The 18,491-nt window shown below is 70.9% G+C and carries 15 protein-coding genes and 2 pseudogenes; 12 read left to right on the top strand and 5 right to left on the bottom strand.

The features are described from left to right. Positions 1–35 precede the first annotated feature (35 nt). The 5 genes from RLT58_RS34730 (at position 36) to RLT58_RS34710 (ending at position 5,484) form a co-directional block, all read left to right on the top strand. The gene (locus RLT58_RS34730) at positions 36–989 is read left to right on the top strand and encodes a phosphotriesterase family protein (protein WP_311314336.1); all 954 of its coding nucleotides are present in this window, start codon (positions 36–38) and stop codon (positions 987–989) included. Positions 990–991: 2 nt separating this feature from the next. Continuing rightward, complete coding sequence (locus RLT58_RS34725) at positions 992–2,107, top strand: aminotransferase class V-fold PLP-dependent enzyme (RefSeq protein WP_311314335.1); 1,116 nt, start codon at positions 992–994, stop codon at positions 2,105–2,107. 2 nt (positions 2,108–2,109) lie between these two features. Then, the gene (locus RLT58_RS34720; protein WP_311314334.1) at positions 2,110–3,276 is read left to right on the top strand and encodes an alanine racemase; all 1,167 of its coding nucleotides are present in this window, start codon (positions 2,110–2,112) and stop codon (positions 3,274–3,276) included. A gap of 11 nt (positions 3,277–3,287) precedes the next feature. Further along, a complete protein-coding gene (locus RLT58_RS34715; RefSeq protein WP_311314333.1) occupies positions 3,288–4,529 on the top strand; it encodes a phosphopentomutase in 1,242 nt (413 codons plus the stop codon). Between the two features lie 205 nt (positions 4,530–4,734). Beyond that, positions 4,735–5,484 carry a transposase family protein gene (locus tag RLT58_RS34710; RefSeq protein ID WP_311314332.1) on the top strand — a complete coding sequence of 250 codons (750 nt, stop codon included), beginning with the start codon at positions 4,735–4,737 and terminating at the stop codon, positions 5,482–5,484. Between the two features lie 322 nt (positions 5,485–5,806). Here the strand turns inward: RLT58_RS34710 and RLT58_RS34705 are convergent, their stop codons facing one another. Continuing rightward, positions 5,807–5,998, bottom strand: coding sequence for a hypothetical protein (locus RLT58_RS34705; protein ID WP_311314331.1), 192 nt, complete (start codon positions 5,996–5,998; stop codon positions 5,807–5,809). 192 nt (positions 5,999–6,190) lie between these two features. On the opposite strand from RLT58_RS34705, the gene RLT58_RS34700 reads away from it, so the two are divergent. The 3 genes and pseudogenes from RLT58_RS34700 to RLT58_RS34690 all read left to right on the top strand — a co-directional run bounded on the left by RLT58_RS34700 (position 6,191) and on the right by RLT58_RS34690 (position 9,186). After that, a complete protein-coding gene (locus RLT58_RS34700) occupies positions 6,191–8,266 on the top strand; it encodes a SpoIIE family protein phosphatase (protein ID WP_311314330.1) in 2,076 nt (691 codons plus the stop codon). Beyond that, positions 8,259–8,492, top strand: a pseudogene (locus RLT58_RS34695) (penicillin-binding protein); the annotation flags it as partial. The gene RLT58_RS34700 and the pseudogene RLT58_RS34695, both read left to right, overlap by 8 nt. A gap of 305 nt (positions 8,493–8,797) precedes the next feature. Next, a pseudogene (locus RLT58_RS34690) lies at positions 8,798–9,186 on the top strand (hypothetical protein). Positions 9,187–9,376: 190 nt separating this feature from the next. Here the strand turns inward: RLT58_RS34690 and RLT58_RS34685 are convergent. Then, entirely contained in the window at positions 9,377–9,820 is a 444-nt protein-coding gene (locus RLT58_RS34685) for a DUF5707 domain-containing protein (RefSeq protein WP_311314329.1), read from the bottom strand. A gap of 307 nt (positions 9,821–10,127) precedes the next feature. On the opposite strand from RLT58_RS34685, the gene RLT58_RS34680 reads away from it, so the two are divergent. From RLT58_RS34680 to RLT58_RS34670, 3 genes are read left to right on the top strand one after another with little or no spacing between them, the layout of a single operon-like run. Further along, entirely contained in the window at positions 10,128–10,727 is a 600-nt protein-coding gene (locus tag RLT58_RS34680) for a hypothetical protein (RefSeq protein ID WP_311314328.1), read from the top strand. Next, positions 10,727–13,318: an ABC transporter ATP-binding protein/permease gene (locus tag RLT58_RS34675; RefSeq protein WP_311314327.1), complete on the top strand. Its 2,592-nt coding sequence runs from the start codon at positions 10,727–10,729 to the stop codon at positions 13,316–13,318. Before RLT58_RS34680 ends, RLT58_RS34675 begins: the two co-directional genes overlap by 1 nt. Further along, complete coding sequence (locus RLT58_RS34670) at positions 13,315–15,069, top strand: ABC transporter ATP-binding protein (RefSeq protein WP_311314326.1); 1,755 nt, start codon at positions 13,315–13,317, stop codon at positions 15,067–15,069. Before RLT58_RS34675 ends, RLT58_RS34670 begins: the two co-directional genes overlap by 4 nt. A 740-nt stretch (positions 15,070–15,809) precedes the next feature. Here the strand turns inward: RLT58_RS34670 and RLT58_RS34665 are convergent. From RLT58_RS34665 to RLT58_RS34655, 3 genes are all read right to left on the bottom strand, one after another. Continuing rightward, complete coding sequence (locus RLT58_RS34665) at positions 15,810–16,652, bottom strand: helix-turn-helix domain-containing protein (protein ID WP_311314325.1); 843 nt, start codon at positions 16,650–16,652, stop codon at positions 15,810–15,812. A 101-nt stretch (positions 16,653–16,753) separates the two neighbouring features. Further along, the gene (locus RLT58_RS34660) at positions 16,754–16,993 is read right to left on the bottom strand and encodes a hypothetical protein (RefSeq protein ID WP_311314324.1); all 240 of its coding nucleotides are present in this window, start codon (positions 16,991–16,993) and stop codon (positions 16,754–16,756) included. A gap of 310 nt (positions 16,994–17,303) precedes the next feature. Continuing rightward, positions 17,304–17,681 carry a winged helix-turn-helix transcriptional regulator gene (locus tag RLT58_RS34655; RefSeq protein ID WP_311314323.1) on the bottom strand — a complete coding sequence of 126 codons (378 nt, stop codon included), beginning with the start codon at positions 17,679–17,681 and terminating at the stop codon, positions 17,304–17,306. A 55-nt stretch (positions 17,682–17,736) separates the two neighbouring features. On the opposite strand from RLT58_RS34655, the gene RLT58_RS34650 reads away from it, so the two are divergent. Further along, positions 17,737–18,417 carry an SDR family oxidoreductase gene (locus RLT58_RS34650; protein ID WP_311314322.1) on the top strand — a complete coding sequence of 227 codons (681 nt, stop codon included), beginning with the start codon at positions 17,737–17,739 and terminating at the stop codon, positions 18,415–18,417. Positions 18,418–18,491 lie beyond the last annotated feature (74 nt).

Below are 18,491 nucleotides of genomic sequence, written 5' to 3'. Positions count from 1 at the left end.
ATCACGCAGGCCGACCCGCGAAGGACTCCCCCACGATGAACAGCCCCGCCCCCGCGCTGCGTACCGTCCTCGGAGACATTGCCCCCGACGCGGTACGCGGCCCCGCCCTGGCCCACGAACACCTCGTCCTCGACCTCGACCACCGGGGTGACGGCGGCGCCGTGCTCGCCGCCGGCCGGCACGCCGCCGCCGTCACCGCCGAACTGGCCGCACTCCGCGAGGAGTACGGACTGGCCCTCGTCGTCGAGCTGACCTGCCGCGGCATGGGCCGCGACGTGCGCACCCTGGCCCGGATCTCCCGGGACGCCCAGGTCGCCGTCGTCGCCGCGACCGGCTGGTACTACGAGCCGTTCCACACCTCCGAGATCGACCGCGGCAGCGTCGGGGACCTCACCGCCACCCTCGTCCACGAGATCGACCACGGCATCGGCGCGACGGGTATCCGCCCCGGCGTCCTCGGCGAGATCGGCAGCCACGGGGACATCCCGACGCCGCCGGAGAGCAAGGTGCTCCGCGCCGCGGCGCGGGCCGCGCTCGCCACCGGGCTCTCCGTCGCCACCCACGCCCAGCTCGGCCGCGGCGGCCTCGCCCAGCTGGAACTGCTCACCGGCGAGGGGCTGCCCCCGCACCGGATCTCGCTCGGCCATCAGGACCTGCTGGACGACCCGGCGGTGCACCGGGAGCTGGCCGCGAGCGGCGCGTACGTCGCGTTCGACACCGTCGGCAAGGACGGCTACCAGAGCGACGACGTCCGGCTGCGGCTCCTGCTCGCCCTCCTGGAGGCAGGACACGCCGACCGGGCCCTGCTCAGCTGCGACATCTCCCGCCACGGCTATCTCGCCTCCGAGGGGGGTCAGGGCTACGGCCACCTCTTCGGGAGCTTCCTGCCCAAGGCCCGTGCGGCAGGCGTGGACGACGACCTGATCGACCTGCTGACCCGCCGCAATCCGCTGCGCTTCCTCAGCGGCGCGAACGTGGAAGAGAGCTGACCATGCACCCCGTACTCCCCCGGACGTTCCCGCTGGCAACCGTGGCCCCGGCCGACGCCGTCGCCCGGCAGTTCCGGCTCATCGAGGCCACCGCCCGCCACTTCGAGGGACCTCAGCTGTTCGCCACCGACGCCGGGGTCGTGCCCGGCCTCGGACGCCCCGCCACCACCGCCCGCGTCGAGTCCGTCCTCGCCGACTTCTTCGGTGCCGAAGGCGCCGCCTTCGTCCAGGGCGCGGGCACCGGCGCGATCCGGGCCGCCCTCACCGCCGCCGTCCGGCCGGGCGACCCCCTCCTCATCCACCGGGCGCCCGTCTACCGCACCACCGAGGTCACGCTGCGCGGCCTCGGGGTCCGGACCGTCGAGGCCGACTTCAACGATCCCGACGAGCTGCGCGAGGCCCTGGAATCCGGCCGGTTCCGCTGGGCCTACGTCCAGCACACCCGGCAGCGGCTCGCCGACTCGTACGACCCCGGCGGGGTCCTCTCCGCCTGCCGGGCCGCCGGCGTCCGCACCCTCGTCGACGACAACTACGCCGTGATGCGCACTCCGGCTGCCGGGGTCGAACTGGGCGCCGACGCCTCCTGCTTCTCCCTGTTCAAGCTGCACGGTCCGGAGGGCGTCGGCATCGTCGTCGGCGCCCGCGACCTGATCGAGCACATCCGCCGCGACAACTACTCCGGCGGAGGCCAGGTCCAGGGGCACCAGGCGCTCGACGCACTGCGCGCGCTCACCCACGTACCGCTCATGTGGTCCGTGCAGTCCCAGGTCGGCGCCGAGGTCGCCGAGCGGCTGGCCTCGGGCGAGGTGCCCGGGGTCGCCGAGGTCCGGCTCGCCAACGCGCAGGACCGGTGCCTGCTCGTCCGGCTCGACCGGCCCGTCGCCAGGGAACTGCCCGCCGTCGCCGCCCGCTTCGGCGCGGCTCCGTACCCCGTCGGTTCCAACTCCCGCTACGAGATCACGCCGCTCTTCTACCGGATGTCCAGCTCCGCCCTGGACGACTCCCCCGAACTGGCCGACTGGACCGTGCGCATCAACCCGATGCGGGCGGGCGCGGACCTCGTCATCGAGATCCTGCGCCGCTCACTGGCCGCGCTGAACGACCCGAAGGACCACTGACCGTGTTTCTCGACACCGTACTGACCCGTAATCCCGGGCTCGTCGAGGCCGCGGCCGCACTCCATGACGAGGGCGCGATCCCGCCGGACACCTATGTGATGGACCTGGACGCCGTCGAGGCCAACGCCGCACTGCTGGCCGCCGAGGCCGAACGGCTGGGCCTCTCCCTCTGGTTCGTCGTCAAGCAGCTCGGCCGCAACCCGGAACTGATCCGGGCCGTCGCCCGGCACATCCCCCGGTACGCCGCCATCGACCCGCCGGAGGCGCGCACCCTGCACGCCTCCGGCGCCCGTGCCGGCAACCTCGGCCACCTCGTCCAGATCCCGCGCCGCGCCCTGCCCGAGATGCTGGCGTGGCGTCCCGAGACCGTCACCGTCTACGACCTGGACAACGCCCGCGCGGTCTCCGACACCGCGAGGCGGCTGGGGTTCGTCCAGGACATCCTGATCCGTCTCGAAGGCGCCGAGGGAAGCGTCTACCCCGGCCAGGAGGGCGGCGTCCCGCTCAACCGGCTCGACGCGTTCGCCGACGCCGCCGAACGGCTTCCCGGCATCCGGATCGCGGGGGTCACCGCCTTCCCTTGCGTGCTGTGCGACCCGGCGACCGGGGCTCCGTACGCCACACCCAACTTCGCCCTCGCCCTGAAGGCCCGCGAGACACTCACCGGCCGCGGCCATACGGACCTCAGGCTGAGCGCCCCCAGCGCCACCTCGATGGCCTCCCTGCCGCTGCTCGCCGGCCTCGGCGCCACCCACGGCGAGCCGGGCCACGCCCTGACCGGCACGACCCCGCTGCACGCGCTCGACCCGGCGCAGCCCGAGACCCCCGCCTACGTGTACGTCACCGAGGTCGCCCACACCCTGGACGACGGCCGCCCCGCCGTCTTCGGCGGCGGGTTCTACGCCCGCTCCCGCATCAAGAGCGCCCTGCTGCCACGCACCGGGGCACGTCTGAACGTGCTGGACGCGCCCGCCGAGAACATCGACTACTACCGGCTGCTCGACGCGCCCGCCCCCGGACAGGACGCCCAGATCGGCGACACCGCGCTGCTCGCCTTCCGCACCCAGATCTTCGTCACCCGCTCGACCGTCGCCGTCGTCTCCGGAATCTCATCCGGTACGCCCCGTCTCAACGGTCTGTACGACGCCCAGGGCCGGTCCCTGAGCTGAGGAGGCACCTCATGGCCAAGACCGTCATCGTCGTGATCGACGGATTCGGCATCGGCGCCATGCCCGACGCGGGCACCGCGCGTCCCGGCGATCTGACCGCCGACACCTGCGGACATGTGCTGGACCACTGCCGGGAGGCGTTCGGCCGCCCGTTGCGGCTGCCCGTGCTGGGTTCGCTCGGCCTCGGCCTCGTCCACTCGCACCCCGATCTCGCCCGGCGCACCCATCTGCCCGTCGCTGCGGGCCGGGCCGCCCTGGGCTATCCGGGCGCCGACACCTTCGCCGGCCACCAGACCATGATGGGGGCCGACTTCAGCCGGGTGACCGTCGCCCGGCTCGCCGACCACATCGACGAGGTGACCGCCGCACTCGAAGCGGCCGGTCACCGGGTCGGCCGGCTGGACGGCAGGCCGCTCCTGGTCGTCGACGGCTCGGTGCTGGTCCACGACAACCTGGAGGCCGACCCGGGCATCAACTGGAACGCCTCCGGGCGACTGGAGGACCTGCCGTTCGACGGGCCGGGCGGCATCCTCGCCGTGGCCCGCACGGTGCGCGCCGTCGCTCCCGTGGCGCGGGTCATCGCCGTGGGCGGGCATGCGGACGGCCCGCTGGAGCGCTTCGTACGGGCCGGTGAGGAGGGCACGGTCGGCCTCGACACCCCCGCCACCGGCTTCTACCGCAACGGCGGCCTCGAAGTGCAGCACCTGGGTGCCCGGATCGACCACACCCGTCAGCTCCCCGACCTGGCCGCCCGCGCGGGCATCCCGGTCACCCTGGTGGGCAAGGCCGCCGACATCCTGGCCTGCGAGGCCGCGGTCCGGCACCCGGCCGTGGACACCGCCGACGTCCTCACGCACACCCTCGAAGCGGTGCGCGCCCGCGGCGACGGCCTGGTGGTCTCCAACATCCAGGAGACGGATCTGGCCGGGCACCAGCAGGACACCGAGCGCTACGGACGTCTTCTGGAACAGGCCGACGCGGGCCTGGCCGCGCTCGTCGCCCTGCTCGACGCACCGGGCGACCGGCTCATCGTGACCGGCGACCACGGCAACGACCCGACGGCCGGGCACGCCTTCCACACCCGTGAGTACGTCCCCGTGCTCATCCACCGGCCCGACGCGGACGGCGTGGAGCTGCTGCCCGACTCGGAGAGCCTCGCGGATGTCGGCGCGACGGCAGCCGTTTCCCTGTCGCTGGACCCGGAGGGCCTGGCCAATGGCCGGGAGCTGCGGACGGGCCGCCGGGCGGCCTAGGCCGTTTCGTTCAGATCATCTGATCGTTGGTCCGGTTGTGTCGTTGACGGATGCGCAGCGGGCGCGGACAGAGCCATTGAGCGTTTTCAGCGTGGCCACTGATCGGGTGACGGAGCGGTGTGAAGGTCGGGGTGCGCAACGGACAGGGCTCCCGCGCCGTTGAGGGAGGTGTTCGACGTCTCAACTCAGCAGCACAGGAGCCCTGTTGGTTCCGTATCCTGCCGCACTCGACCTGCCTCACGCCCTGGTCGAGTGGGTCGCGATGCTCATCGTCATCCGTGAGGGTGACCGCCGGTGCAAACTCCCGCCGCGCCGTCGTGCGCTGGTCGCACTCGTGTACCTGCGCCGCCACGACACTCTCGCCCGCATCGCCGCCGGCTTTGGGATATCCGTCGGCACCGCCCATGCCTACGTCACCTCCGTCACCGGCCTGCTCGCCGACCAGGCACCGGGCCTGCTCAAGACGCTGCGCTCGCACGACCCGGAATTCGTCCTCCTGGACGGCACGCTCGCCGAGTGCGACCGCGTCGGCGACGGCAAGGCCGACTACTCGGCGAAGCACAAGCGGCACGGGGTGAACGTGCAGGTCGTCACCGACCCAGCCGGAGAGATCCTGTGGATCTCGCCCGCGCTGCCGGGCCGGACCCACGATCTGACCGCCGCCCGCGCCCACAGGATCCTTCGGATCTGCGAACGCCAGGGCGTCCCGGTCCTCGCCGACATGGCCTACATCGGTGCCGGCGACTGGGTCACCACAGCCAAGCGCCGCCCGCCAGGCGGGGAACTCGCCCCCACCGACCGAACCCGGAACCGGGCCCTGTCCGCAGCCCGGGCACCCGTCGAACGCGGCATGGCACGGCTCAAGTCCTGGCAAATCTTCCGCAGATCCCGCATCAGCCCCAACCGCATGACCGTCATCACCAAAGCCGTCCTCACCCTGGAGAGGCAACGCTGAAAACGCTCATTGCCGCCGGACCGGGCGCCGAAGCGGGGCGGCCGGTGACCGGACCACCACGGCGGGTAGTGATTCCCGTTCCGGCGGACCGACAAGGCCCCGGCTGCCCTTCGACCACGAGGCAGACAAGGAGCGCGACACAGCCGAGCGATGCATCAACCGCCCGGACTTCGACACGGCCTTATTTCTCAGCATCATCGGCTGCTTCCGACCGCTGTGGGTCTCCGCGCGTGCGTCTGGCCCCGGCCCCCGTTGGCCCGGCGGCACCCGTCCTCGGCGGGACGGGCCCTCCGTATGGTCGGGCGTGTGCTTCGCTTCGAGGTCAGCGGGCGTGGTGCCTGTTCGTCTGCTGGTGGGGCATCTCGCTCGGTCGCGTCGCGGTGGGACGGCGCCGCGTGCGGTCGGGCCGGCGGCCGGGGAACGGGTTGCGCCGGGCGGGCACGCTGGGGGCCAGTGCCAGCAGGGCGATGGGGACGAGGACCGCGACGAGGACGAGCACGTTGATGAAGGTCATGTTTCTGCCTTCCGTCGGGTACTGACAGCCTGTAGCCACTTGTTGTAACCGGAAGTCGGGTCAATAAACACGTTTAGTGAGGGAGGTGGGGGTGGGCGGGCCGCCCTTGTCTGTGCGGGGGCGCTGCCGGGGTGAGCATCGCTCGGCAGCCTCCGGCTCGTCAGCGTCGCGGCTTTGAACAATGCTGGATGGGTGTCCACGCATTCGTTCTCCGCCGCCGACTCCTTCTTCGGGGTCGCTCCTCTTGGGTCTGCTGCGGTCGGGCTGGCTCTGGTCACTGGGCGCAGGCAGGTGCTGCGGCAGTGCAACCGTCCGTTCAGGGAGCTGTTCGGCTTCTGGAGCCTCGGCCAGGAGGCGGGGGTCGCGCTGTCTGCGGCGAAGTTCCGGCCGCTGCTGCGGGCGCTGGATCTGCCGGGTACGGAGCGTTCGAGTGTCCTGGTGGACCTCGCTGTGCGTACGGGTTCGGGAAGTGTGGTTCACCGGACGTGTCTGGTCGCCGCGGTACCGGTGACGAGCCGGTTCGGTCCTGCTGTACTTCTGGTGGCCGGTCTGCTCGGCAGCAGGCGGTTGAGCACTTCTGCCGCGGCGGTCGAGGAAGGTGTCACCGATGTCGCGGGCCGGGCTCTCGCGCGTTATGAGGCGTTGCTGTCCGCCATCCCGCATGTTGTCTGGCTCATGACGCCCGAGGGCAAGGTCGCCACGCTTGTGGGCCGTCTGGGGGTCGCCGGGGAGAGCCTGTGGCAGCCGGAGGCCGGTTCGTCGGCCTCCTGGATGGACGCGGTGCATCCGAAGGACCGGCTCTGGTTCGCCTCACAGTGGCGTGCCACGCGCCGTGGCAAGGCGCTCCTGGACGCGATGATCCGTGTCCGGGTGGGGGACGACTCCGGCCGCTACCGGCACGTGAAGATCATCGCGGTGCCGGTGCTCCGGGACGGTGAGGTCGTGGAGTGGGTGGGCACGGTGAGCGACGCCGAGGAGGAGTGGCGCGAGCAGATGAAGGAGAGGCTGCTGGCGCGCGTGGCGGCCATTCCTACGGCGGGCACCGTACCGGACGTTTTCAGCAGGCTGGCCCGGGCCGTGGTGCCGGACCTGTTCGACGCGCTGGCGGTCTTCCATCCGCAGGCCGGAACATGGCACGGCCTGTCGGGCATGGAGCACACAATGGCCAGAGCGCAGGCGGCGCTGGCTCCGGGGCTCCCGGCGCTCGGACCACTGCCGGACGACTTCGCGCTCGGCAGGCAGGCGGAGCGGGCCATCGCGACGCGGAAGTCCGTGCTCATCACCTTTCCGGCCGGACAGCCGCCCGCCGATCTTTTGTCCGGCGCGTCCAGGGCCTGGATGGAGCAGGCCGGTGCCACCAGCCTGCTCGTCGCTCCGCTGGTCGCGGATGAGCGGGTCGTGGCGCTCGTGGCGGCCTCGACCTGTCAGGGGCACCCGCCCCCGAGCGGTTCGGATCTCGATCTGTTCAACGAGATCCTGCGGCGTGTCCAGGACCCGGTGCAGCGCACGCTGGAGTTGCAGGGCGCGCGGGAGACGGCTCTGACCCTGCAGAGGTCGTTCCTTCTTCCTCCGCCGTCCGTGGAGGGTGCCGAGCTTGCGGCGGCCTACCAGCCCGCCGATTCCTCGGCCGAGATCGGTGGTGACTGGTACGACGCCGTCAGGACTCGTGACGGGTCGGTTTCTCTTTCGATCGGTGATGTCGCCGGCCATGATCTGATGGCGGCCACGGCGATGGGCAAGATCAGCAACATGCTGCGGGGGTTCGCCTATGACGCCGGGTGGGCGGGTCCCGCGGCCACTCTTGCCCGGCTCGACCTGGTGGCGCAGGGGCTGGATATCGCGCCGCTGATCACCGCTGTTCATGTCGTGCTGCGTCCGGTCGGCGATGGGAGCTGGCAGGCGACGCTGTCGAACGCGGGGCATCCGCCGCCCTTGCTGGTGCCGGGGTTGGGCACGCCGCGTTTTCTTGGCCGCCGGCAGGGCACGGACCCGCCGTTGTGTGTGCTGCCCGAGGTGTCCCGTACCGAAAGTCATTATCGAATCGGGCCGGGTGACACCCTGGTGCTCTATACGGACGGGCTGATCGAGAATCCGCGCAGGGACATCGGTGACGGGCTGGCTCTGCTCGTTCGGCATGCGGCTACGTTGCGCTCCCGTGCTCTTGTGGCCGAACGGTTCGTGGCTGAGCTTCTGCGGCTTCCCGAGGACCGTCGCGACGATGTCGCCGTGATCGCTTTCCGTGTGCCGGGCGGCGAGCGGAGGTGCTGAGGCCGTGTGGCATGTCGGCATCCCTTCGTACGACGGGTCGGTGCCCGTGCCGAAGGACGAGACGGAGAAGGCTGCGGCCCTGATCGGGCAGGGCCGTATCCAGGCCAATCCACTGACCATGGCATCGGTCACCGCGACCGCAACGTCCGGTCATTTCCATCAGCCCACGATCCGCCCCGGCACCCACGACCGCACCACCACCCCGAACAACCCATCCGGTGTGTCCCTGGTCGATGAGGCGCGCGGCGACTGAGCCCGGCTGCCGGTGGTGATTGGGGTGCGGTCGGAGCAGCGGTGGAGGGCCGACCGTGCAGGAGTACGGCATGGGCACTCCTGCGGCGAGGCCGACGTTGAGCAGGATCTGGCCGGGCTCGCCCACCGGCGGATGCCTTCGGCATCGGTTAACACCAGTTGCGCGGGGCGGTCGTTGAACCCAGTGGCCAATGTGTGTACCGAGGCCCGATGCCCCGGGGCCTCATACTGTTCTCGTCTCGGCAGGAGCCCCTTGGACCACACCACCAGGAGGAACCGGTGTCATACCCGCAGCCGCTCACCCCTGAGGAGAGGCTCGCCCACGCGAAGAAGCTGTTGGGCCTCCCGCGTATCGTCGTGATCTGCGGCTCGACCCGGTTCATGACCGAGATGAACAAGGCCGATCTGCGGGAGACCAAAGCCGGAAGGATTGTCGTCAAACCGGGCTGCGACATGAAGTCGCCGCACGAATTCTGGTCCGATCCTGCCGAGGCCGAGGCGCTGAAGGACCGACTCGACGATCTGCACCGCGCGAAGATCCGGCTCGCTGACGAGCGCTCGTAGTCGGCGACTACATCGGAGACAGCACCCGAGCCGAGATCGCCTACGCCCGCTCGTTGGGCAAGCCCGTGCGATTCACGCACCCCGAAGTCGACCCTGACGCCTGACCGCCGTGCGGGGCCCTCGACCGGCACCCTCACCATGACCCGCCACGGCCCGGCCCGCTGGGACCGCACCGGACGACTGCTACGCAGCCTCAACCCCCCTGACCCCACCCCACAAGGCGGGCACCCGCCCTGAGTGCACTCACCCCCGCACCGCGCCACAGGCAGGCGCCCGCCCCCACAGCCATCCGGCTCAACGGCGGGCCGTGAAGTCTGCCGCGCGGGGCACGAATGCCGTGTCGCCGTCCTTCGCGGTCGCCAGGACCGCCACGTGCCAGGCGCCGGCCGGTACCGCGTCCGCCTCGGTGACCCTCACCGTGTAGGTGCACCGGGCGGCCCCGTCCCCGGCCGCCGTGCACGTGGCGGACTCGACGTCCTTCATCTCCTTCGCCGTCGGAGCCGGCTTCAGGGTCCCGGGCCACGCCAGTACCTTGACGCCGCGTACGCCCGAGTCGTCCGACACGCGGACGGTGAAGGTCAGCGAGCCGTCGCGGGTGCCGTGCGGGGCGACGTACGCGGCCTCGCCGTCCCGCACCTGGGGCTTCGCCTCGGAGGCCTGGGCCGCGAAGGCGACGGCGCCGGCCGCTCCCAGCACAGCCGTACCCGCGAGTGACATGGCGATGACGCGCTTGGACATGATCGGACTCCCTTGAGCAGGTCGATGCGCCGTGGCCTGCGCTGTGTTCGCTTGACCGCGGCATTGGTTCGATCTTCGTCCAGGAGTCCGGGCCGGGGCATGAGTAGAACTACTCAGCTGACGTACCCAGCCCGGCCGCCGCGTGGGGTTGCCCTGCACGCCCACTTCACCTTAGGGTAACCTTAGTTGGTAGGGGTAACTATTGTGCGGGGAGGCCGGAGTGGTGCGGACCGGGGGGCGGCCACGTCAGATCGAGTCGGCTGACATCGTCCGGGCCGGGCGGGAACTCGGGCTGCGGAACCTGAGCATGAACGCCGTGGCGGCCCGTCTCGGCGTGTCGTCGACGGCGCTGTACCGCCACGTGGACGGGCGGTGGGGGCTCGAACGGCTGGTGGGTGAGAGCCTGCTGGCCGAACTCGACCTCCGGGACGCGCCGGGCGACGGGCCCGTCCCCCATCTGCTCTCCACCGCGCTCCAGTTGCGGGCCTTCCTGCTGCGTCACCCTGGCCTGACGCGCTATGTGCAGACCTTGTTCCCGCGAGGCGAGGGGGGCCGGCGGCTGCTCGCGACGGCGGCGGAGTCGCTTGTGCGGCGCGGGTACTCCACGGAGGCGGGCATCGTGCTCTCGGCCGCCGTCGCGTCCGTGGCCATCGGGTACGCGGCCACGGAGGAAGCCCAGTTCGAGAGGGTCGAGGGGCTCGACGCACAGCGGCAGGACGTCGAGGAAGCCCTTCGGAGCGACGCCCGCCTCGGTGAGGCGCAGCGCGCCCTGCCGACGATCGACGCCGATGAGTACGTCCGGTTGTGGCTGGGTGCCGCGATCCGCGGATTCGTGGAAGCGGCGCCCCCCGGCCGGCCGGTGGACGAGATCAGGGCGGCGCTGCGTGCCGCCGGAGAGGGACAGTGATGGCCAGACGTGGCATCAACGGGGTGATCATGCGCGCCTACGGTGCGCGCGACCACGAGGCGACGGTCACCGGTACGGAGCTCCTGGCCCCGGACTTCCTGCGGGTCCGGATGGCCTCTCCCACTCTGCTGCGGGACGTGGTGGTGGCTCCGGCGGCGCATCTTCGGTTCTGGATGCCGGACCCGGACGATCCCGAGGTCGAGCATCAGCGCGGGTACACCCTGTCCGAGGCGGACCCCGCAACCGGGTCGTTCGCGGTGGACTTCGTGCTCCACGATCCCGCCGGTCCGGCGTCCATGTGGGCGCGGCGGGCCGTGTCCGGGACGAGCGTCCGGGTCACTTCGCTGGGTTCCTCGCAGTTCGACCTGCCCTCCGAACTGCCTGCCGGGTACCTGCTGGTCGGTGACGCCGCATCCATACCGGCGATCAACGGCATCCTCGATGTCCTGCCCGCAGAGGTGCCGGTGGAGCTCTATCTGGAGGAGCACCGGGAGACGGACCGTCTCATCCCCCTTGTCGCCCGTCCCCGGACGAACGTCCACTGGGTGGCGCGGCACGGGGAGGCGTCGCTCGCCGCCGCGATACCGGCCCGGGACTGGTCGGACTGGTATGCGTGGGTCACACCGGAATCCGGTTCGCTCAAGCACCTGCGTGCGCGGCTGCGCGAGGAGTTCGGTTTTCCCCGCAGCGAGATGCACGCGCAGGCGTACTGGTACTACGGGCGGGCCTTCGGTTCGAACCGGCGCAAGGCCGTTGAGGAGCCGGTGCCCTCCGGTGCGCCGGCGGAGCCCGCCCCGGACGCCGGTGCGGACACCGGGGCGGACGCGGACGGGCGGGAGCCGCGCCGGGGCTCCTGGCGGGCGCAGGCCGGCGGACGGCTCATCAGTCCGCTGCGCCCCACGCTGATCGTCGCCGGGGTCGCCCAGGCGCTCGTCACCCTCGTCCAGCTGGCTCCGTTCGTACTGATGGCGGAACTGGGCCGGCGGCTGGCGTCGGGAGAGGGTTCGGGGCGGCTGTGGGCCCTGGGTGCCTGGGCGGTCGGTCTGATGGGGGCCGGTGTGCTGCTGGCGTCCGGTCTGCTGCTGTGGCTGCACTGGGTCGACGCCCGGTTCGCGCGGAACCTGCGGCAGCGGCTGCTGGCCAAGCTCGCCCGGCTGCCGCTGGGCTGGTTCGACAGCCGGGGGTCGGGGCGGGTCAAGCAGATCGTGCAGGACGACACGCTCGCGCTGCACTATCTCGTCACCCACGCGGTCCCCGACGCGGTCGCGGCCGTGGTGGGCCCGGTCTCGGTGCTGGTCTATCTGTTCGTCGTCGACTGGCGGATCGCCCTGCTGCTGCTTCTCCCCGTGTTCGTGTACATCGTGGCGATGGCGATCATGGTGGTGCAGTCCGGCCCGCTCATCACGGAGGCGACGCGCTGGGAGGAGCGTATGAACGCCGAGGCCGGCGCCTACCTGGAGGGTCAGCCGGTCATCCGGGTGTTCGGCGGTGCGGCGTCCTCCGTCTTCCGTACCCGACTCGGCGAGTACATCAGGTTCCTCGACAGCTGGCAGCGGCCGTTCTGCGGGCAGAAGACGTTCATCGATCTGGTCACCCGGCCCGCGACGTTCCTGCTGCTCATCTGCGCGCTCGGCACGCTTCTCGTCACCACCGGACGGATGGATCCGGTCTCCTTGCTGCCGTTCCTGCTGCTGGGTACGACATTCGGCGCGCACCTGATGGGGATCGGGTACGGCCTCTCCGGTCTGCGTACGGGGCTGCTGGCGGCCCGCCGTATCCAAGTGACCCTCGACGAACCCGAACTGGAGACGGCTGCGGGCGGGGAGGCACGGGAGGTGCCGGCGGGGAAGGTCGAGTTCGAGCGGGTCGGCTTCGCCTACCGTCCCGGTGTCCCCGTCCTGGAGGACATCTCGTTCACCCTCGAACCGGGAACCGTGACAGCGCTGGTCGGCGCCTCCGGCTCGGGCAAGTCCACCCTCGCCGCGCTGCTGGCCCGCTTCCACGACGTCACCGACGGCGCGATCCGGGCAGGGGGCCGGGATGTGCGCGAGCTGACCCCGGACGAGCTCTACGCCCGGGTCGGCTTCGTGTTCCAGCAGACACAACTGGTCCACGGAACAGTCCGCGACAACATCGCCCTGGCCGTTCCCGACGCTTCGGAGGAGCGCATCCGGGAGGCCGCCCGCGCGGCTCGGATCCATGAGCGGATCATGCGGATGCCCGAGGGCTACGACACCGTCCTCGGCCCCGACGCCGCTCTCTCCGGCGGCGAGCGGCAGCGGCTCACGATCGCCCGGGCGATCCTCGCCGACACCCCGGTACTCGTACTCGACGAGGCCACGGCCTTCGCCGACCCCGAGTCCGAACACCTCGTGCAGCAGGCGCTGACCCGGCTGACGGCCGGGCGCACCGTGCTGGTCATCGCGCACCGCCTGCACACGATCACCGGTGTGGACCGGATCGTGGTCCTCGATCACGGGCGGATCGCGCAGACCGGCACCCATACCCAACTGCTTGCCCTCGACGGCCGGTACCGGCAGCTCTGGGATGCCGCCGCGGCCGGCGCCGACACGACGGGAGCCCACCGATGATCCGTACCCTGCTGGCCCTGCTTCCCCCCGGCAGCCGACGGGCGATCACCGTGCACCTGGCGCTGACCGCCGCGGGCGTCGTCCTGCGGGCGGTCGGCGCGGTCCTCCTCATTCCCATGGTCGCCGCTCTGTTCGGCGACGAGCCGGCCACGGCGTGGCCATGGCTGGGGGCACTGGCCTGCGTCACGGCAACGGGCTGGGCCGTCGACGCCGCAGCGGCACGACGGGGGTTCGCCCTGGGTTTCGGGCTGCTCGACACGGGCCAGCGGACCGTCGCGGACCGCCTCACCGACATCCGTCCGACCTGGTTCACCGCCGGGAACCTCGCCACCGGCCGGCAGGCCGTCGCCGCCACCGGACCCGATTTGGTCGGGCTGGTCATCTATCTCGTCACGCCGCTGCTGAGCGGTGTACTGCTTCCCGTCGCGATCGCCCTGGCGCTCCTGCCGGTCTCCTGGCAGCTCGGTCTGGCGGCACTGGCGGGCGTACCCGTGCTCCTCGGCGCGTTCTGGGCCTCCGGGCGGCTGGGGCGTGATGCCGACCGGGCGGCTTCCGAGGCCAACAGCGCGCTGACCGAACGCATCATGGAGTTCGCCCGCACCCAGCAGGCGCTGCGGGCTGCCCGCCGCGTCGAGCCCGCCCGCAGCCACGCCGGGGCCGCGCTCGCCTCGCAGCACGGCGCCTCGACACGGCTGCTGCTGCTCCAGGTCCCCGGGCAGGTCGTCTTCGGCCTGGCCAGTCAGCTCGCCCTGCTTCTCCTCGCCGGGACCGCGGTCGCCCTCACCGTCAACGGCACCCTCACCGCACCCGAGGCGATCGCGCTGACCGTGGTCGTCGTCCGCTACCTCGAACCGTTCACCACCGTCGCGGAGCTGTCCCCGGGGGTCGAGAGCAGCCTCGGTACGCTGCGCCGCATCCGCGCCGTCCTCGACGCACCCACTCGCGCCGCCGGCACCCTCCGCGCCGATACGGCCTCGGCCCCGAGGATCGAACTGCGCGAGGTCACGTTCGGCTACGCCGACGGCGACGGCGACGAGGGCCCGGGCAGCGCACCGGTGCTCGACGGTTTCGACCTGGTACTCGAACCCGGTACGACGACCGCGATCGTCGGCCCTTCGGGGTCCGGCAAGAGCACCGTTCTGGCGCTTGTCGCGGGTCTCCACCAGCCCGCCTCCGGCAGCGTTCTCATCGACGGTACCGACAGCGCGGCACTGGATGCCCCATCCCGCCGCGCACTCGTCAGTGTCGTGTTCCAGGACCCGTATCTGTTCGACGGAACCGTCCGCGACAACATCCTGGCCGGCCATCCGGGGGCGGACGACGACGCGGTGGACCGCGCGGCGCGTCTCGCCCGCGTCGACACCCTTGTGCAGCGCCTGCCCGACGGATGGGCCGGCAGGGTCGGTGAGGCCGGCACCACGCTCTCGGGCGGCGAACGCCAGCGTGTCTCCATCGCCCGCGCGCTTCTCAAGCCCGCCCCGGTACTCCTGATCGACGAGGCCACCAGCGCCCTGGACAACGAGAACGAAGCCGCTGTCACAGCCGCCCTGACGAACGACCCGATCCCCCGCACCAGAGTGATCGTCGCCCACCGGCTGAGCAGCATCCGCACCGCCGACCGCGTCGTCTTCCTGGAGGACGGCCGCATCCTTGAGGACGGGCCGGTCGACGAACTGCTCGCCGCCGGCGGCCGGTTCGCCGCCTTCTGGCAGCAGCAGGACAAGGCCGGCGGCTGGCGGCTCAGCACGTGATGACGACGCGCCGACCGTAACGTGGCGCCTCGGTGCTCTATCGCGTACCGCTGTCCGCCTCCCCCCGCTTGTACGCCACTATCCAGAAGAGGTCGGCCCGGCTGTCGGTCGGCGCCAGCGTGATCATTACGGGGCCGTTGGGCTCGAAGTCCACGAGGGCGCCTTCGCATCGCAATGCGGAGTCCCCGAGGGCTACCGGGGATGCCTGGCCCGGGCCCCCGATCGGCTTCTGGCTGAGCCGGACATGCCCCGGGCCCCGGCACATGAAAGCCACACGATTGCCCGTTCGGGCGGTCCCGCCAACCTTCACCTGGGCAGGCGCACCCCGCGCCACGACACCAGAGCGCACCAGCACCTCGGAGGACGGCCGGTAGGCGCGCCAGGTCCGCAGGAACTCACGGCTGCGCGTCTGGGCGTCGCGCTGTGCAGAACCCGAGCGGACGGCCTCGGGAGCCGTGCGCCCCTCGTGTCCCACTGGTAACCACAGGAATCCCAAGAGCACACCCACACAGGCCAGTCCGGCGGTGATCGCACCCATCGGCCCGGAGTAGAGGCGTTCGCCGCGCCGCAACTCCACTGCCTCGATCACATGCTCCTGGGGATCATTCTTGTGCCGGCGCACGCCACCCGCCCCCTCGCGTTCTGCCACTCTTCGGTCGGTTGTTCTTGCGTGCGCGCCCCTCCGAATCGCCGTGTCTTCGGTCCTCCGAACGGCGGGAAGGGGCGGCGACCGCACGCGTCTACATGGATTGCAGGGCCTCTGCGATCAGGGGGTAGGCCTCGGAGCCGAACACCGCCTGCTGCATCAGCCGAGTGAATGCCTCCTGGTACTGGCTGAGTTGGGCTCGCTGCTTGATGTCGATGAACGCCGAGACGGTCTCGACCTGGACTTCTCGGTCGTCGAAGATCCAGAAGTCCTCGACCGGCCAGGTCTCGGACCGGTCGGCCGAGCGGGGGATGATCCCGAGCCGCACCGTCGGCATGGCGGAGACGACGAACAGGCGGCTGAGCTGGCTGGTCATGACCTGCCGGTCGGCGAGCCGGTAGTAGAGCGCGGCCTCCTCCAGCACGATGGTGAAGCTGCGGCCCTTCTCCCGCAGGATCCGCTGGCGTTCGGACCGCACGCGCAGCACGTCGTCGACGTCGTCGGGTATGGCCCGACGGCGCTGGACCCCGCGCAGCACGGCGGCGGTGTACCCCTCGACCTGGAGCGGGCCGGGTACGAGGCACTGTGCGTAGCCCTTGAAGGTGCGCGTCGCATCCCACAGGGGCTGGACCTGGTCGTGGACGCGGCGCATCCCGTCCCGCTCCAGATGGCGCCATTCCTGGTACATCAGCTGGATGTTGGAGGCCATGGCGATGAGGTCGTCGGCGCGCGCGCCGGCTTCGCAGGCCACGGTCCAGGCGCGTATGTCCGCCGGTGAGGGCAGTGCCTTGCCGTTCTCGATCCTGCTGACCTTCGACTCGTGCCAATGGCAGAGGGTGGCCAACGCGCGGGCGGTCAGGCCCTTGCCTCGGCGCAGTCCTCGTAATTGCTGACCGAGCGCGATCCGGGCGGCTTCGAAGTCTGACGAAGAAGACATGTATGCAGTCTCGCGTGCCGCACATGCCTGACGCCAACCTCATGCCGCCCGGATCGCCGGGATCATTCCGAATACCCGAATACTCCCCTAGCGAGGTGCCGTCACTTCTGCGCGATGGGCTTCATGGCCAGTGCCTCGTCCCGCCCCGGAAGCACCTCGAAGAGCCGCTTCGGGAACTCGACCACGGTCTCGTGATCCGGCACGTTCAGAGCCTCGAGCCTGCTCTTGTCCTGAACGATCCAGGACTGCAGCAGGAAGGTGTCGGTCTCGTCGTCGTAGTAGAGCGTCGGGCTGTTGTTGTTGGGGCTGGCGGGGTCCTTGCACAGCAGGGTGATCGCCACGGGATGTCTCCTCCGTAGTTCAGGTGCCCTCGACGGGGCTCCGACACCCCAGAGACTGCCTGACCAGCACCTGGCGGGACAGCTTGTTGCGCATGTTTGCGCAACAAACACCCGCGATCTTGCATACTTGCGATTTCTTGCACGCTAATAGCAGGAACACAAGATCAACTTGCACCAATACGGCAACGCGGGGAGTCCGGCCCGGCCCGAGATGCCCGCCTCAATACGTCCCTGGCTCCGCCGTCCGCCACTCCCGGCCTCCTGCTCCGGCCGCGGTCGGGCAGCAGGCGCGCCGGTCGCGGGAGTCGCGTCACCCGGTGGAGCCGGGTGACGCCCCATCACTTCGCTCGCGCGCAGCGAGGATGTCCGGGACGTGCGCTTCGGCCCACTGCCGTACGGCACGCAGCGGAACCAGCAGGGAACGGCCGAGCCCGGTCAGGGCGTATTCGACGTGCGGCGGGTTGCCGCCCCGGTCGGTGCGCGAGACAAGGCCGTCGGCCTCCATGGCGCGCAGGGTCTCGGTGAGGGCCTTGGGGGTGATCCCCCGGATGTGCGCTTTGAGCTCGGTGAACCGCATCGGCCCGTCCTCCAGCGCGTTGACGGCGAACACCGTCCAGCGCGCGCCGATGCGGTGCAGCACGGTGCGACTCGGGCACGTCGCCGCCATGACGTTGTACGCCTTGCCCATGAGGTCCTCTCGGTAGCGTTGAAGATACCGGTATCAAATCTATACCGTCGTGGTCATGAGCGAGAACCTGAAAGACAAGCGAATCCTGGTCGTCGGCGGGGCCCGCGGCATCGGCGCCGAGATCGTCCGGCGCACCGGGCAGGCCGGCGCCGACGTCGTCGTCGCCGCACGGTCTGGTCCCGAGGTCCAGATCGACGTCACCGACGAGACCACCATCGCGCGGGCCGCGGAGTCGCTCGGCGTCTTCGACCACGTGATCTCCACCGCGTCGGCCCACCACGACGTGCCGGTGCCCGAGCTGGAACACGACAAGATCCAGGCCGCGTTCGCCGCCAAGGTCGTCGGCCCGCTGCTGCTGGCCAAGCACTTCGCCCCACGGATGCCCGCCGGCGGGTCGTTCCTGTTCTTCTCCGGCATCGTGGGCTGGCAGCCCAAGCCCGGCACCGTCGTCAAAGGCACTGCGAATGCCGCCCTGGCCGCGCTGGTGACCCACCTGGCCGTCGAGCTCGCGCCGCTGCGCGTCAACGCCATCGCGCCCGGAATCACCGACTCCGGTACCTGGGACCGGCTCCCGCACGAGCGTCGCAGTGCCCTGTACGACAGAGCCGCCGCGGCCTCTCTCGTAGGCAGGGTCGGGACGCTCGAAGACGTCGCCGACACCGCCCTGTGGCTTTTGGGTGCGGGAGGAGTGACCGGCGAGACGGTCCATGTCGACGGCGGCGCCCGGCACCACTGATCACGGAACCCGGCGCCGCCAGTCGGAGCACGTCACCGCGCCGTCCGCGTCCGCACGTGCGACCGCGTGGGGGT

The organism is Streptomyces sp. ITFR-16, from assembly GCF_031844705.1.
Taxonomy (GTDB): Bacteria; Actinomycetota; Actinomycetes; order Streptomycetales; family Streptomycetaceae; genus Streptomyces.
The sequence above is the reverse complement of the archived record's forward strand: the minus strand, read 5'-3'. Positions and strand labels throughout refer to the sequence as shown.